This is a genomic window from Litorivivens lipolytica (genome assembly GCF_014191715.1).
GTDB lineage: Bacteria > Pseudomonadota > Gammaproteobacteria > Pseudomonadales > Spongiibacteraceae > Litorivivens > Litorivivens lipolytica.
In genome coordinates, this window is sequence record NZ_JACHWY010000001.1 from 1,143,119 (window position 1) to 1,157,593 (window position 14,475).

The 14,475-nt window shown below is 56.8% G+C and carries 15 protein-coding genes and 1 tRNA gene; 3 read left to right on the forward strand and 13 right to left on the reverse strand.

What is annotated here, in order from left to right; translation table 11 throughout:
• Positions 1-16 precede the first annotated feature (16 nt).
• A complete protein-coding gene (locus tag FHR99_RS05235) occupies positions 17-1,375 on the forward strand; it encodes a 3-oxoacyl-ACP reductase (RefSeq protein WP_183409470.1) in 1,359 nt (452 codons plus the stop codon).
• A 5-nt stretch (positions 1,376-1,380) separates the two neighbouring features.
• Here the strand turns inward: FHR99_RS05235 and FHR99_RS05240 are convergent, their stop codons facing one another.
• Positions 1,381-2,418: an AraC family transcriptional regulator gene (locus FHR99_RS05240; RefSeq protein ID WP_183409471.1), complete on the reverse strand. Its 1,038-nt coding sequence runs from the start codon at positions 2,416-2,418 to the stop codon at positions 1,381-1,383.
• A 188-nt stretch (positions 2,419-2,606) separates the two neighbouring features.
• Here FHR99_RS05240 and FHR99_RS05245 point away from each other — a divergent pair, with 188 nt between their 5' ends.
• Positions 2,607-3,464 (forward strand): MaoC family dehydratase, encoded by an 858-nt coding sequence (locus FHR99_RS05245; RefSeq protein WP_183409472.1) that lies wholly within the window; start codon positions 2,607-2,609, stop codon positions 3,462-3,464.
• 8 nt (positions 3,465-3,472) lie between these two features.
• On the opposite strand, the gene FHR99_RS05250 is transcribed toward FHR99_RS05245, so the two are convergent.
• The 5 genes from FHR99_RS05250 to FHR99_RS05270 form a co-directional block, all read right to left on the reverse strand.
• The gene (locus FHR99_RS05250) at positions 3,473-4,618 is read right to left on the reverse strand and encodes a helix-turn-helix transcriptional regulator (protein WP_183409473.1); all 1,146 of its coding nucleotides are present in this window, start codon (positions 4,616-4,618) and stop codon (positions 3,473-3,475) included.
• A gap of 53 nt (positions 4,619-4,671) precedes the next feature.
• Positions 4,672-5,067 (reverse strand): nuclear transport factor 2 family protein, encoded by a 396-nt coding sequence (locus FHR99_RS05255; RefSeq protein WP_246386457.1) that lies wholly within the window; start codon positions 5,065-5,067, stop codon positions 4,672-4,674.
• Positions 5,068-5,122: 55 nt separating this feature from the next.
• Positions 5,123-5,479, reverse strand: coding sequence for a PilZ domain-containing protein (locus tag FHR99_RS05260; RefSeq protein WP_183409474.1), 357 nt, complete (start codon positions 5,477-5,479; stop codon positions 5,123-5,125).
• A complete protein-coding gene (locus tag FHR99_RS05265) occupies positions 5,472-5,768 on the reverse strand; it encodes a hypothetical protein (protein WP_183409475.1) in 297 nt (98 codons plus the stop codon). The genes FHR99_RS05260 and FHR99_RS05265 overlap by 8 nt, the downstream gene beginning before the upstream one ends.
• Positions 5,769-5,843: 75 nt before the next feature.
• Entirely contained in the window at positions 5,844-6,632 is a 789-nt protein-coding gene (locus FHR99_RS05270) for an SDR family oxidoreductase (RefSeq protein WP_183409476.1), read from the reverse strand.
• 165 nt (positions 6,633-6,797) lie between these two features.
• Between FHR99_RS05270 and FHR99_RS05275 the strand changes: the two genes are divergently transcribed.
• Positions 6,798-8,039: a sulfotransferase family protein gene (locus FHR99_RS05275; protein WP_183409477.1), complete on the forward strand. Its 1,242-nt coding sequence runs from the start codon at positions 6,798-6,800 to the stop codon at positions 8,037-8,039.
• 12 nt (positions 8,040-8,051) lie between these two features.
• On the opposite strand, the gene FHR99_RS05280 is transcribed toward FHR99_RS05275, so the two are convergent.
• From FHR99_RS05280 to ftsH, 7 genes are all read right to left on the reverse strand, one after another.
• The gene (locus FHR99_RS05280; RefSeq protein WP_183409478.1) at positions 8,052-8,666 is read right to left on the reverse strand and encodes an SOS response-associated peptidase; all 615 of its coding nucleotides are present in this window, start codon (positions 8,664-8,666) and stop codon (positions 8,052-8,054) included.
• Between the two features lie 288 nt (positions 8,667-8,954).
• A tRNA-Leu gene (locus FHR99_RS05285) sits at positions 8,955-9,040 on the reverse strand.
• A 10-nt stretch (positions 9,041-9,050) separates the two neighbouring features.
• Positions 9,051-9,413 carry a preprotein translocase subunit SecG gene (gene secG, locus FHR99_RS05290; protein WP_183409479.1) on the reverse strand — a complete coding sequence of 121 codons (363 nt, stop codon included), beginning with the start codon at positions 9,411-9,413 and terminating at the stop codon, positions 9,051-9,053.
• A gap of 3 nt (positions 9,414-9,416) precedes the next feature.
• The gene (tpiA, locus tag FHR99_RS05295; protein ID WP_183409480.1) at positions 9,417-10,166 is read right to left on the reverse strand and encodes a triose-phosphate isomerase; all 750 of its coding nucleotides are present in this window, start codon (positions 10,164-10,166) and stop codon (positions 9,417-9,419) included.
• Between the two features lie 73 nt (positions 10,167-10,239).
• Positions 10,240-11,577 carry a phosphoglucosamine mutase gene (gene glmM / locus FHR99_RS05300; protein WP_183409481.1) on the reverse strand — a complete coding sequence of 446 codons (1,338 nt, stop codon included), beginning with the start codon at positions 11,575-11,577 and terminating at the stop codon, positions 10,240-10,242.
• Positions 11,570-12,439 carry a dihydropteroate synthase gene (gene folP / locus FHR99_RS05305; RefSeq protein ID WP_183409482.1) on the reverse strand — a complete coding sequence of 290 codons (870 nt, stop codon included), beginning with the start codon at positions 12,437-12,439 and terminating at the stop codon, positions 11,570-11,572. The genes glmM and folP overlap by 8 nt, the downstream gene beginning before the upstream one ends.
• Positions 12,440-12,462: 23 nt before the next feature.
• A complete protein-coding gene (gene ftsH, locus FHR99_RS05310) occupies positions 12,463-14,394 on the reverse strand; it encodes an ATP-dependent zinc metalloprotease FtsH (protein WP_183410177.1) in 1,932 nt (643 codons plus the stop codon).
• Positions 14,395-14,475: the final 81 nt, after the last annotated feature.

A 14,475-nucleotide genomic window follows, 5' to 3' on the forward strand; every position in this document is an offset into this window, starting at 1 on the left:
TGCAGGATACGCGAGAATGAGCCAGATAGTAGAGACCCTGATCAACCTCGGGCTGGGCAAACCCGCAGAACTGAAGCGCGCCAATACACCGTTTACCGGCACAGTTTTGCTGGGTGGCGGTGCCAATGCCGACTGCTTGCCGACGGTCGCGGCGTTCTGCCGCCGTCAGAATCTAAGCCTCTGCCGCCCGGTCAGCGCCTCCGGCGCCAGCGCGGAAGCGATTGAAGGTATCGGCACCTGGGCCACCAGCGAGGATCAGCCCGGTGACAAACTCCAGGCGCTCGTCTTTGATGGCACTGGCATCGAAGACACCCGCGATCTGAATCTGGCCTATGACTTTTTCAAGCCGGCATTGAAATCCTTGTCCAGCTGCGGGCGTATTATCATCCTGTCTCGCCCTCACCGCGATCAAGCCACACCCGAAGCCGCAGCCTGCCAGCGAGCACTGGAAGGTCTGGCCCGATCACTGGCCAAGGAATCCGGAAAGCGCGGCACTACAGCCCAGATCGTGACGGTAGAGGCCGGCGCCGAAGGCGCGTTGGAAGGTCCTTTGGGGTTTTTACTGTCAAACCGCTCAGCCTACGTCAATGCGCAGGTTTTCCGGGTCAGTAACGCCGACCTGCCTGCGACCGATACCGCCTCACCCCTCGCCGGCAAGACCGCGTTGGTGACCGGTGCCAGTCGCGGTATCGGCGCTGCTATTGCCAGCACCCTGGCTCGCGATGGTGCCACCATTATCGGACTGGATGTGGAACCCCTTAAGACTGATCTTGAGGCCCTGATGAGCAAGCTGGGCGGGCAGTCACTGATCGCGGATATTACCGCTGATGACACTCCCGCGAAGGTGCTGGAAATCGCCAAGGCCCGCGGCGGCTTGGATATTGTGGTGCACAACGCCGGTATCACCCGCGATAAAACGCTGGCCAATATGCCCGAACACTGGTGGGATCTCACCCTCGACATCAATCTGGGGGCGGCGCTGCGTCTGAACAGCGCCCTGTTTGAAGCGGAGGCGCTGAATCGTGGCGGCCGTATCGTGGGCGTGTCCTCCATGAACGGCATTGCCGGTCAGCGTGGACAGTCCAACTATGCCGCGTCCAAAGCGGGTGTGATTGGCTACGTGGAGCAGATGGCACCACAGCTGAAGGAACGGGGAATCACCATCAATGCGGTGGCTCCGGGCTTTATCGAAACCCAGATGACCGCAGCCATTCCGGTGATGACCCGGGAAGTGGGTCGGCGCCTGAACTCCCTGTCACAGGGTGGGCAACCGGAGGACGTGGCAGAAACCATCGCCTTCTTTGCCAGCCCGCAGGCCGCCGGCATCACTGGGAATATTATCCGGGTTTGTGGCCAGAGCTGGCTCGGCGCGTAAGCGGATCAGGGCGCAGCCTTGAGCTGCGTCCGCTTGTAGTCGCGGTACTCTACAGGGGTCATCCCCGTCCAACGCTTAAAGGCCCGATAAAACGTGCTCGGCTCGGAAAACCCCGTGAGATAGACGATATCGGCTATGGGTTCTTCGGTACGCGACAACAGGCGCTTGGCCAGATAGCAGCGGTAATCTGCCAGCACCTGATTAAAGCTGGTTTCCGCCTCGGTCAAACGCGCCCGCAGCACCCGCACACTCAGCCCCAAACGCTGTGCCACCTCATTCAGTTCCGGCTGCCCCTGCTCCAGGGTTTCGGCAATCGCGGTTCGCACGGCGACCACAATGTCCTGTTTCTGCAGGCGGGCCAATCGCTCATTCGCAAGCTGCTCATGCAATTTCAGCAGCTCCGGCTCAGCCCGGCTTGAGGGCAACTCCATGACCTTTGCATCGAAGGTCAGCGTGGTCGATGGCTGCGCAAAGGCGACGTCGCAGCCCATTACCGCCCGATAATCGTCTATAGACGCTGCCGCCTCGTGACTGAAGGCGAGATGCCTCGGCGCGAAACTATCGTGAGTGAGCGCGCGAAAGTAGCGAATCAGATAAAGCGCAGACGCCTCAACAAAGTGGCGCTGCTCCGGGGTGGGTTCGTGATTAAAGGTAAAATCGAGACACGCCGTATCGCCTTCAAGGCGCAACTCCCAGCGCGAGGCATCAGACACCAGCCGCTGATAATTCAGCGCACGTTGCAGGCCATCACCGAAGGTCGGGCTGCTGAGAAAGAGATATTCCCAAACCTGCCCCTTATGCAGCGACATGACTTCCGCCAAATGTAGCCCGATGAGCGGATCGCCACTAATCTCTTCCACTACCTGCCAAAAGCGCTGCTGGGCGGCGTGCGGATAGCGCGCCTGACTGGTCTGGAGGAGATCAGGGGTGATATTGCAGCGCTCGGCAATCTGATCAATATCCAGCCCAAGCGCAATCAGCGCAGGGTAGACCAGCTGCACAACAAAGGAGGAATCCTGCAGATCAAGGGCGGTGTCAGTCATTCTCATTATTCGCCAGATTTGACGTGAATTGTGCCAGTCTGGCCCCGGCAAGCCAATGACTAAACGCTCCCCTTCAACGCGCCATTGACCGGAACGCCGTGCTAAGCTGCCGACACGGCAAATGACCCGCCCGGAGTCTCGCCCTATAGTTTTGCGTTGCCGAGCTGTTGCAGATAAGGAAGATAGCCATGTCGACAGAATTGCACTTTGATCGCACTCCAGCCATGCCCTCACTGCTGCTGCGCGCGGCGGTCGCTCGCAAATCCGGTGATATCACCGCGGTTCCGGAGATCTCTGCCAGCCTTGCCAAGCTAACGATCAACCCCGGCAAACTGCGCCGCTACAATGAAGTCTGCGGCTTCTCGGCTAACACCGACACGCTGCCCGCCACCTACCCCCACATCGCAGCTTTCAGCCTGCATATGGAAATGCTCCTGCACAAGGCATTCCCCTTTTCGCCGATGGGCATTGTGCATACCCGTAACCGCATCGAGCAACGCCGCGCGTTGCGAGCCGATGAGCCCCTGAGCCTGCACGCATCCATCAGTGACAGCCGCGAGGTGGCGGCCGGCCTGGAAGTCGACATCATCACCGAGGCCCGTTCAGGCGATGAAACCGTATGGACCGACCTCACCACTGTACTCAAACGCGGAAAGAGCAATGGCGGTGCTGGCGGCCGCAAGCGCGCCCCGCTTCAGGAATTTGAGCACAGCGAAGCCTGGGAGCTGGACGCCAATCTGGGTCGCCGCTATGCCTCGGTGTCAGGAGACTACAACCCCATCCACCTGTTCCCGGCCAGCGCGAAACTGCTCGGTTTCAAGCGTCATATCGCTCACGGCATGTGGAGCAAGGCGCGCTGTCTGGCCGCCCTGCAGCCACAGCTGGGCAGCGAGGCCTTTGCCATTGACGTGGATTTCAAAACACCGCTGTTTCTGCCGGCGAACGTTTCGCTGCAGTACGGTGAGAGCGATGGAGGAATCGTGTTTTCACTGCGCAATGCCCAAGGCAATCGCCCGCACCTGAACGGTACACTGGTGAGACTGTAAACGACGATTCAGCTGTCGCCGCCGAAGGTCGCGACCGAATTGAGTATCAGCTGAATCAGTTGCGTCTGACGCGCCACCCCGGTTTTGGAGAAAACCGAGCTAAGATGGGATTTGGCGGTGTTGCGGGAAATGCCCAATTCTTCTGATGCTTCATCAAGCGTCAGACCATTGACCAGACGCAGGGCCAGTTTTGACTCGGCCGGCGTAAAGCCGAACAACTCAATCAAAATATCGCTCGGTGCTTGTCGGGGCTGGTAAGGATCACTTACCAGAATCGCCGCCGTCGGATTACTGCTGCCGTCCGAACCCTCGATCGGGGGCAAAGGTCGCACCAGCAAACCCAGCCCGGTCATGGAACCACTATCAGCGACCCGAAAGGCGCGCACGAAGCCCGGCTTGAATTGACGGTGGGCTTCCATCACCTCTTCCAGGCAGGCACGAAAGGCTCGGTTTTCCTGACTGTCGCCGACCTGCAGTGTGCCGGCAACCTGCTGTAAACCGCGCTTTTCCTGCAGCAGTCGATCAGCGGCCTGATTTTTCCGCAGCACCTTGGCCTTGCGATCGAGGATGACAACGCCCATCGACAGCTTGTCGATCGCGTCCTCGTAGAACGCACGCTCACTTTCCGTCCGCAGTATGCGCGAATGCAGCTCGATCGCCTGCTCAAGATGCGGCAGCAGCTGACGGCAAAGGGCTTTGTCGGCTTCACCAAAGTTTTCCCGCGCCTTGGGCCGGGTGATACGCAATCGGGCGGTCAGACCGTCGGGGCCAACCAGATCGGCTCCCATAATGTGACGCACATCGGAAGGGGTGATGTACTCGCGGTAATAGTCGGAGTTGAAAAACTCTTCTTCACCGACAAACTCAGAAACCGTAAACACCTCGCCGGACGGCAGATTGACGAAGGGGTCCATCGAAAAATAGGTGTCGTTGTAGGAATTGAAAATATGCGGCGACATGACAATGGCGTTGAGCACAACCCCCGCATCGCCTTCGCGCGGTGGGCGCAGGATCAGCGTCGCATAGTTGCCATTTACCGCCTCGCGAAAGTCATTGAGAAAACTCTGCCAAGGGGTTTCCTCCAATGGGCCACGATAGGCGGCACGGATAAGGGCATCCAATTCCGGGGAAATCTGGTATTTGCTGCGACTCAAGACATGGCCTACTGGTGTTCTACTGCTCTGGCGATGATCCGATTGTATCAGGCTCAGCCGCTAAAGGGCCCCATATCGAAGTAATCCCACCAGCGGGCAATCTTGCCTTCGCGGAACTCGAACACGCCCATAACTGGCAGGGCGATTTTTTTACCATTCAGTACGATGTGGTCCGTACGCTCGTTCATCACCGTATCGCCGTTGACCACCTGTCGGTGCACAACAAACTCAATCGAGTCCATGCTGCCGAGAAAACCTTCGATAAAGGCGCGGATTTCATCCTTGCCCTTGTTGATGGGCGGCATGGGCACGTTGTTGTATTCCGCATCGTCGGTAAAGCAGCCCATGAGAGCTTCAAGGTCCTTGTTGCACCAGGCCGCTACAAACTCCTGCATAAAGCGCTCATAGTCTTTAGGCATCGCGTCTTTAGGCATCGTGTTTTCAGACATTACACTCTCCTTATTATTGTTTGCCGAACCACGCTGAAGCATATTGCCTGACGCTTCAAGTTCGGGGATTTCTCAGAAAGTTCGGGTATTTTTTGCGCAGGTAGGCCTGTTCCTGCATCACTCGCTGCTGACTGATGCCTTTGTCCAGCTGCACTACAACATGCTGGATATCGATCCGCAGCACATGCCCGCTGACGTTTTCGGCGTGTTCACCTCGAAACTGGATCACGCCACTGATCTCTTCATCGAGCTGCAGTTGCGTACTGGGTTTCAGTATGACCCGGATACCGCCTTCGGCAATTTCAATCACCCGATGCTGCACGTCGCCAGCTTCCAGTACCGGCTGATCGGACGTTGGGTAAGGCAAGCGAAAATGCCGACGCCGTTGAGCGCCATCAGGAGAGTCAACCATCGACGTCACCCTCCGATGAGCAAGCCCCTTCGGTGTATGCCACGACGGTCTCATCGCTACAGGCATCACAGGCATTGCCATAGGTGTTCAATTCAAGGCTAGGACAGGGCTCAGTCACACAGCGCACACCCGTATCACGCTGGCCGCAAACGGGTCGGTATTCGCGAGTACAGAATTGCGGGCGTGGATTTTCGCACTGCCGGCTCTGCACCTGCGCCTCCGATTGGCTTTCATTGGAGCCGGAACAGCCGACCAGCAGTAGCAGCGCCAATAATGGCCATACACGCATCCACTCACCCCCTTAAGTAATATAAGGGTGAGCGTAACGAATTTTACGGGGCTAGAGAAGGGAAATTGCCCCACTTCAGTGGGGCAGGTATTCACCGCCATTGACGTCGAGCGCAGCGCCTGTAATAGCGCGCGCATAGTCCGAGGCCAGAAAAATCGCCGCCTTGGCGCAGTCACCGTCTTCCGGGATAACGCGCAGGGGAATATTCTGTGCGACAGCCGCTTTCTGATCTTCCACAGAAACACCGGTGGCTTCAGCCTGCTGCTGCATGTAGCCCTCTACCGGCGGCCCCCACATCCAGCCCATGTAGGTCGAGTTCACCCGAATGTTGTAGGGCCCCAACTCAAGTGCAAGATGCTGAGTCGCACTGGCCAGCGCTGCCTTGGAAGCACCATATCCCGCCTGCGTCTGCAGCGGGCGCCGGGTTACCATGGTATTGATCATCACAATGGCACCACCGCCCTGCTTCTTCATATGTGGGACGACCTCGAGCGTGAGAGCCATCGTGCCGTATAGATTGACCTCCATTGCCGCACGCCAGCCATCCAGATCCGCATTTTCGACCAGATCAAAGGCGCCCGGGTTGTAGGCACTATTGATCAGAGCGTCTATGCGGCCATAGGCTTCGATGGTTTTGGCAACCAGATTCTGGCACTGGCTTTTGTCGGCAATGTCGGTGGGCACTTTGAGAATCGGAGTATCAAGGCTGGCGTCACGAATCTCCTGTTCGGCCGCATCCAGCTTACTGGCCGTGCGCGCACAGATCGCCAACTTCGCTCCCTGCTGGGCCGCCTCAAGCGCGAGCTCATGACCCAACCCTGGTCCAATACCCGAAACAATCACCACCTTGTCTTTAAGTAACATGCCCGCTCCTGTGTTCTGCTGACTCATGCATTATTGTGGTCACATGCTAGGATAGCCTCAATTCGGCAGCACCACCCAAATGGATGGCCGATCATGACAGAAGTGTATAAACCATGCCGACTCCGCGCGGCCTACACTCGATAGAAAAATAAACCCGGACCGAGCATGCCCCAATCCAGTATAAAGAGACCCTTCCCCATCGCCGCGTTTAATACCGCCGGCAAGCTCCTACGCAAACTGGGTTTCAAGCGAGAACTCCGCGCCGACGAGCTGATGCAACTGGCCATGCAGAAACGCGGTCTGCATGATTTTGGCGGCACCGACTTTATTCCGGCACTGGAACATCTTTGCAACTCTCTGGAAAATGAAGCGGAGCTAAATACTTTTGGTCGTGTAATCGCTCGCAGCAGTCTGCTCAACCTGTTGCAGCGGCGCCTGGATATCGTTGACTACGGCAAGCAGCACCCGGAGGTTCAGCATCAGAAAATTGTTAGGCCCGTGTTTATTGCGGGCATGCCACGTACCGGCACGACGATATTGTTTGAATTGTTGTCGCAGGACAGCAATCACCGCTTCCCCATCAGCTGGGAAGTTGAATGCCCGGTGCCTCCTGCCACTGAAGAACAGCGTTTCAACGATCCGCTTATAGAGCAGGTCAACGACCAGTTCGACCAGGTCGAAAAGCTGGTACCGGGTTTCAAAGCCATTCACGAAATGGGAGCGACTCTGCCTCAGGAATGCGTTGCCATTCTCGCCTCGCATTTTATGAGCGAGCAGTGGATCGTTTCCTATAACATGCCGGAATTTCGCCGCTGGTTGATGCAGCAGGATTTCACCGGTGCCTACAAATGGCACAAACGCTGCCTTCAACTGATGCAATCAGGTTTTGGCGAGGGCAAGCGCTGGCTGCTGAAAACACCCCCGCATGTTGGCTATCTGGAAACCATTCTGAAGGTGTATCCGGATGCCTGCATAATTCAAACCCATCGCGATCCAATGCAGGTACTCGCGTCCCTGTCGAGCCTGACGGCCTCACTGCGCTCGCTGGCTAGTGACCATATCGATCCGGTGGCTATCGGTCGCGACGAAGTCGAGAACTGGCAGCTTTATCTGCAACGTGGCATGGAGGCTCGCACACGACTCGCGGACAAACATTCCCAGCAGTTTTTTGATATTCGATTTGAAGATATTCTGGAGCGCCCGCTCGCTGTGATCGAATCGATGTACCGCTACTTTGGCTTTGAATTCAGCGATGAACTGAAACAGAAAATGCAGAACTATCTGGACAACCGACCACGCGATAAACACGGCCGTCACGACTACCAGGCCGATGATTACGGCCTGGATCAGGATAATGATGGCGCCCTGTTCGCAGACTATCGCAAGCGCTACCTGCCCGCATCATAGGAAACGCCACCTTCAATCGTCGTCGACGGGATCAGTTGGATGACCCGGCACCGCCTCAATATCGACGGACGGCTTTTTATCCAACAACTGTTTTGCTTCTTCTGGGGAGCCCGTCAGCCAGCAATTCAGATCCTTGGGATCAATCATCAACGGCATACGGTTGTGAACCCATTCTATCTGCTGAGCCGGAGTCGTGGTAATCACGGTAAAGGTTTCCCTTTTCTCATCGCCCTGCTCCCAACTCTCCCACAAGCCCGCCATTAACCAAACTTCTCCATCCGCACGGCGCAAACGAAAAGCCTGCTTTTTACCCTCCAGCACCGGCCATTCAAAATAGGCGGAAGCCGGCACCACACAACGCTGTGACCGCCGCCAGGGATCACGAAAAGTCGCTTTTTCTGAAAGGGATTCGGCCCGGGCATTAAATGTGCTGTATTTGAGTTTGGGCTCCTTCGCCCAGCGAGGGATTAACGACCAGGAACGCTCCCGATAACCCTCAGCATCCACCGTACCAGCCATCATCGTCGGCCGAATATTACGCCGTCGCTCCGCATCGCTGGGCCACTCCTTCAACAATCGCGTCAACGCAACCACCGAACGATGATGCTGTTCAAACGCCCCACACATGCAAGCTACTCCCAAAACAAGAAAGGGAAACCGGGATGAAACGCTGATTGGTAAGGAAGGTCAAATCGGAGAGGAGCCAACGGGGGACGCAGTCCCACCGAAGGCACATATAAAAAAAGCGCCTGATTGAGCGCTTCCTTTATTGGTGCCGACAAACAGCCTCATCGTTTGGGCTGCGGCAACAAGCCGCAGGGGCAAAGCCCCGAGCGCAACACGCGAGCCAACGGGGGACGCAGTCCCCCCGAAGGCACATATAAAAAAAGCGCCCGATTGGGCGCTTCCTTTATTTGGTGCCGAAGGGGGGACTTGAACCCCCACGAGCTATGCTCACCACCCCCTCAAGATGGCGTGTCTACCAATTCCACCACTTCGGCTAAAGAGGTCTTACTGAGGTATTTCGTCTGCCGTGTTCTCGTCGCTGGAAAACTCGGGAATTTCTTCGTTGACCGGCGCCACATCGCGGCTCTCTTCGAGTGCAGGAATCTGCTCCTCGAAGCCCAGATCATCGCCACCCGCCTTTTGCTTGGCGACATAGGCCAGACCAAGACTGGTGCAGAAAAACAGTGTTGCAAGAATCGCTGTTGCACGTGTCAGGGCATTACCGCTGCCACCGGCGCCAAACAATGTCTGCGACGCGCCGCTGCCAAAAGAAGCACCCATATCGGCACCCTTGCCCTGTTGCATCAGGATCAGGCCGACGATGCAGATCGCTGCCAGCACATGAAAAATAAGTATCAGCTGTTCCATAACCTAACCAATGGCGTTGCAGATTGCTGCAAACTCTTCAGCATCCAGAGATGCACCACCCACCAGACCGCCGTCGATATCCGGCTGGGCGAACAATTCTGCGGCATTTGCCGCTTTTACGCTACCACCGTAAAGAATACGCACGGTGTCAGCCAGTTCGGCGCTGTGCGCCGCCAAGCGCGTTCTAATAAACGCGTGTACTTCCTGAGCCTGTTCAGGCGATGCAGTCAGCCCCGTACCAATAGCCCACACCGGCTCGTAAGCAACGGTGATTTTGTCGTGGCCGCTGTTCAGTGTCGACAGCACCACATCAATCTGCTGACCAACCACATCCAGGGTCGCGCCCGCTTCGCGCTGCTCTTTGGTCTCCCCGACACACACAATGGGGAGCACATTGGCAGCGAGTGCAGCTTCCGTTTTGGCGGCTACCAGCGCATCGTTTTCACCGTAGAGTGAACGGCGCTCGGAGTGGCCAACCAAGGTGTAGCGACAACCACTGTCTGCCAGCATGTCAGCACAAACTTCACCGGTAAATGCACCGGGGTTTCGCTGCTCGCTGACAGTCTGAGCACCCAACGCAATCGAGGAGCCAGCCAGCAAGTCTGCACACAGTGGAACGTACACCAGAGGGGGAATCACCGCGATCTCCGCAGCACTTTCTGCTACGGCCGGCTTCAGCGCAGTCAGCAACTCTCGGATACTCTGGCTGTCGCCATGCATCTTCCAGTTCCCTGCAACCAGCTTCTGCCGCATCGTTATTCCCTACCCCCAGAACGGGCGCCAATGTTACAGAAAGTGCTGAGGGTACACAAGAACGAATCGTGTGTTATACCGCGAGCTGTTGCACCTTTTCCGATAGACCTTTGCAGAGGCGGGTCACTGTATCGCGACACTCGCCTTCCACCATCACACGGATCACAGGCTCCGTGCCTGAAGGGCGCAACAGAACCCGGCCACGCGAGCCCAATTCTTCTTCGACTTGCGCTATAGCAGCCTTGAGATCGTCATTTTCCATCACCGAACAACCGGGCTTGATCCGCACATTCTCCATAATCTGCGGGAACTTGCTCATGCCGGATTTCAGGTCAGCGAGTGATTTACCCGAATCGACAACCGCATGAAGCACCTTGAGTGCGGCAATTATGCCATCGCCGGTGCTGGTGATATCAGAGCAGATAATGTGGCCGGAATTTTCGCCACCCAGCTGCCAGCCACGCGACTCCATCAACTCTTTCACATAGCGATCGCCAACTTTGGCGCGGGCAAACGGAATCTCCAGATCTTTCAGCGCGAGCTCAAAGCCCATATTGCTCATCAGCGTGCCGACAACACCGCTAACGGTACCGCTACGCTGCATTTCATGCTGGGCGATGATAAACAGCAATTCGTCGCCATCCACGACTTCGCCCGTATGATCGACAAAGACAACCCGATCACCATCACCATCGAAGGCTATACCTAAATCCGCTCCCTCATCTACGACGCGCTGTGCAAGCGCCTGCGGTGCGGTCGAGCCAACGCCTTTATTGATATTCAATCCATCAGGAGAGACGCCCATAGCGATAACACGCGCGTCCAACTCGCTCAGCGTCTGCGGCCCGACCTGATAGGTTGCACCGTGGGCGCAGTCAACAACGATGGAAAGACCATCCAGCGAACAACCAATGGGCATAGCGCGCTTACAAAATTCAATATAACGACCCGGCGCATCATTAATTCGGGAAACCTTACCCAAGCGAGCCGAGTCCACGGTCTCCATGGGTTTTTCCAGCTGTGCCTCAATCGCCAACTCAACTTCATCGGGAAGCTTGCAGCCGTTGCCAGAGAAGAACTTAATACCGTTGTCTTCAAAAGGGTTGTGACTGGCGCTAATGACGATGCCCGCATCGGCTTTCATCGTACGCGTCAGATAGGCAATTGCCGGTGTCGGCATGGGGCCGAGCAAACGGACATCCACGCCCGCGGCTACCAATCCGGCCTCGAGCGCAGATTCAAACATGTAGCCTGAGATACGGGTGTCTTTACCAATTAAAACCTTATCGCCCGGCGCCTTGGCCAGCACCTTGCCTACCGCCCAACCGAGCCGCAGTACAAACTCTGGCGTGATATTGCCTTCCCCAACGCGGCCACGAATGCCATCGGTGCCAAAATATTTTCTACTCATCCAGTGTCTCTCTTATCGTTGCCTGGGCGACTTTCACGGCGTCCAGTGTCGCCGCAACATCATGGGCGCGAATTATACGCGCCCCTCGATAAACTGCGAGGGTGGCCGCTGCCACACTGGCAATGAGCCGTTGGTCTACCGGGCGCCCGGTAATTTGCCCCAACAGCGATTTACGGGACAGTCCCGCCAGAATCGGCAAGCCGAGGCCCTGAAACTCATCCAGACAATTCAACAGGGTTAAATTGTGCCCAGGCGACTTACCAAAACCGAAGCCCGGGTCTACGACGATACGACTGCGTTCAATGCCTGCAGTTTCACAGGCCGCGATCCGCGCCTGTAAAAATGCCAAAACCTCATCAATAACGCGCTCATACTGAGGAGCCTTCTGCATATCCTTTGGCTTGCCTTGCATATGCATCAAGCAGACTGGGACGGAGGACTCTGCGGCAGCGTCCAGCGCACCCGGTTCCTGCAGGGCGCGGACGTCATTGATCAACCCGGCACCCGCGCGAACCGACTCCTCGATGACTGCAGCCTTTGACGTATCCACCGAAATCACGGCATCTACTCGCTGCGACAAGGCCTCAACGACCGGAATCACTCGATCCAGCTCTTCGGAAACGCTAACTTCGACAGCGCCCGGCCGGGTGGACTCCCCGCCTACATCAATAAAACTGGCACCTTCGGCTACCATGGCCTCGGCGCGACGCAGGGCATCGTCAAGGCTGGCGTTGAATTGGCCGCCATCGGAAAAGGAGTCGGGAGTAACGTTCAGAACCCCCATGACATGGGGAAAGGACAGGTCTATCAGGCGTCCCGCGCAGTCCAGAGACTGCGCGGAAGCCAATCGTTTATCTGACATGAAAAATGGTTTTGTGTTGCGACTTAATGATTACTCGCCGGACCGCCAATCGGGCCTTCCTTCGGATCATCCTTTTTATCGCTGTCGGCTTTCACACCGTCGCCACCCTTGGGCGGGTTGTTGTTGCCCCAATCCGAAGGTTCACGCGGCGGACGACCCGCCATGATGTCATCAATCTGGTGCGAGTCGATGGTTTCGTACTTCATCAGGGCATCAGCCATCACATCCAGCTTGTCGCGGTGCTCCTTCAGAATGCTTTCGGCGCGGGCGTAGCACTCGTTGATGATGCTGCGCACTTCCTCGTCGATTTCGCGCGCGGTTTCCTCAGACACGCTCTTATGGTGCTGAGTGGCCGAGCGACCGAGGAAGACCTCCTCTTCGCCCTCATCGTACAAAAGTGGCCCCATCTTCTCGGACAGGCCCCACTTGGTCACCATGCTGCGCGCCAGCTCGGTGGCTCGCTTGATATCGTTGGACGCACCCGTGGTAATGCCATCACGCCCCAGCGTCATTTCTTCCGCTATCCGGCCACCGAACAGCGAGCAGATTTGGCTCACAATATGGCGGCGGCTGTGGCTGTAGCGATCTTCTTCCGGCAGGAACATGGTCACACCCAGCGCACGACCGCGCGGAATGATGCTGACCTTGTAGACCGGATCATGCTCGGGCACGATGCGCCCCACAATGGCGTGACCCGCTTCGTGGTAGGCGGTATTGAGCTTTTCCTTGTCGGACATAACCATGGATTTGCGCTCGGCGCCCATCATGATCTTGTCTTTGGCCAGATCAAACTGATCCATCCCGACAACCCGAGAGTTGGCTCGCGCTGCAAACAGGGCAGCTTCGTTAACCAGATTAGCCAGATCCGCACCGGAGAAACCGGGCGTACCGCGCGCAATCAGTGACGGATTCACGTCGTCCGCCAATGGCACCTTGCGCATATGCACTTTCAGAATCTGTTCGCGACCGCGAATATCCGGCAGTCCGACCACAACCTGGCGGTCAAAACGACCGGGGCGAAGCAGCGCAGGGTCCAGCACGTCAGGGCGGTTGGTGGCAGCGATAACGATAACGCCTTCGTTGCCTTCAAAACCGTCCATTTCAACCAGCAGCTGGTTCAGGGTCTGCTCACGCTCGTCGTGACCACCGCCCAAACCGGCGCCACGATGACGACCGACCGCGTCGATCTCATCGATAAAGATAATGCAGGGCGATTGCTTCTTGGCCTGTTCGAACATGTCGCGCACCCGGGAAGCACCCACGCCCACAAACATTTCGACAAAGTCAGAGCCCGAGATCGAGAAAAACGGCACCTTGGCCTCACCGGCAATGGCTTTCGCCAACAGGGTTTTACCGGTACCGGGTGAACCCACCATCAGCACACCGCGCGGGATTCGGCCACCGAGGCGCTGAAATTTGCCCGGATCGCGCAGAAACTCAACCAGTTCCTGCACGTCTTCTTTGGCTTCATCCACACCCGCCACATCGGCAAAGGTGGTTTTGATCTGATCCTCGCTCAGCAGGCGCGCCTTGCTCTTGCCAAAGGCCATGGGGCCGCCGCGACCACCGCCGCCGGCACCACCCTGCATCTGGCGCATGAAAAACATGAACACCGCGATGATGATAAGAATGGGGAAGCTGGCGATCAGCAATTGCGACCAGATGCTTTGTTCAGCCGGCTTGGTACCGCGCACCTCAACATTGTGATTGTAGAGATCATCCATGAGTTTGGGATCTTCAATCATCGGGCGCACGGTTTCGAAATCGGAATTGTCGCGGCGCAGACCGCGGATCACGAGACCATCAACCGTCACCTTCTCGATGCGGTCGTTGCGAACTTCCTGGATAAACTGGGAATAGGTCAGCGTATCGGGATTGGGTTTAACACTGAAGTTGTTGAACACCGACAGCAGAACGGCCGCGATGATCAGCCACAACAACAGGTTTTTTGCCATATCGTTCAAAAGGAAACCTCTCTGGTTCGGGCGCTGAAAACACGCCTTTCCCTCACTATTTCAACCATCCACTCTACTACA

Coding starts and splice junctions, on each gene's coding strand:
- FHR99_RS05235 (WP_183409470.1), top strand. CDS start 17: ATGAGCCAGATAGTAGAGACCCTGATCAACCTCGGGCTGGGCAAACCC.
- FHR99_RS05240 (WP_183409471.1), bottom strand. CDS start 2,418: ATGACTGACACCGCCCTTGATCTGCAGGATTCCTCCTTTGTTGTGCAG.
- FHR99_RS05245 (WP_183409472.1), top strand. CDS start 2,607: ATGTCGACAGAATTGCACTTTGATCGCACTCCAGCCATGCCCTCACTG.
- FHR99_RS05255 (WP_246386457.1), bottom strand. CDS start 5,067: ATGTCTGAAAACACGATGCCTAAAGACGCGATGCCTAAAGACTATGAG.
- FHR99_RS05260 (WP_183409474.1), bottom strand. CDS start 5,479: ATGGTTGACTCTCCTGATGGCGCTCAACGGCGTCGGCATTTTCGCTTG.
- FHR99_RS05265 (WP_183409475.1), bottom strand. CDS start 5,768: ATGCGTGTATGGCCATTATTGGCGCTGCTACTGCTGGTCGGCTGTTCC.
- FHR99_RS05270 (WP_183409476.1), bottom strand. CDS start 6,632: ATGTTACTTAAAGACAAGGTGGTGATTGTTTCGGGTATTGGACCAGGG.
- FHR99_RS05275 (WP_183409477.1), top strand. CDS start 6,798: ATGCCCCAATCCAGTATAAAGAGACCCTTCCCCATCGCCGCGTTTAAT.
- FHR99_RS05280 (WP_183409478.1), bottom strand. CDS start 8,666: ATGTGTGGGGCGTTTGAACAGCATCATCGTTCGGTGGTTGCGTTGACG.
- secG (WP_183409479.1), bottom strand. CDS start 9,413: ATGGAACAGCTGATACTTATTTTTCATGTGCTGGCAGCGATCTGCATC.
- tpiA (WP_183409480.1), bottom strand. CDS start 10,166: ATGCGGCAGAAGCTGGTTGCAGGGAACTGGAAGATGCATGGCGACAGC.
- glmM (WP_183409481.1), bottom strand. CDS start 11,577: ATGAGTAGAAAATATTTTGGCACCGATGGCATTCGTGGCCGCGTTGGG.
- folP (WP_183409482.1), bottom strand. CDS start 12,439: ATGTCAGATAAACGATTGGCTTCCGCGCAGTCTCTGGACTGCGCGGGA.
- ftsH (WP_183410177.1), bottom strand. CDS start 14,394: ATGGCAAAAAACCTGTTGTTGTGGCTGATCATCGCGGCCGTTCTGCTG.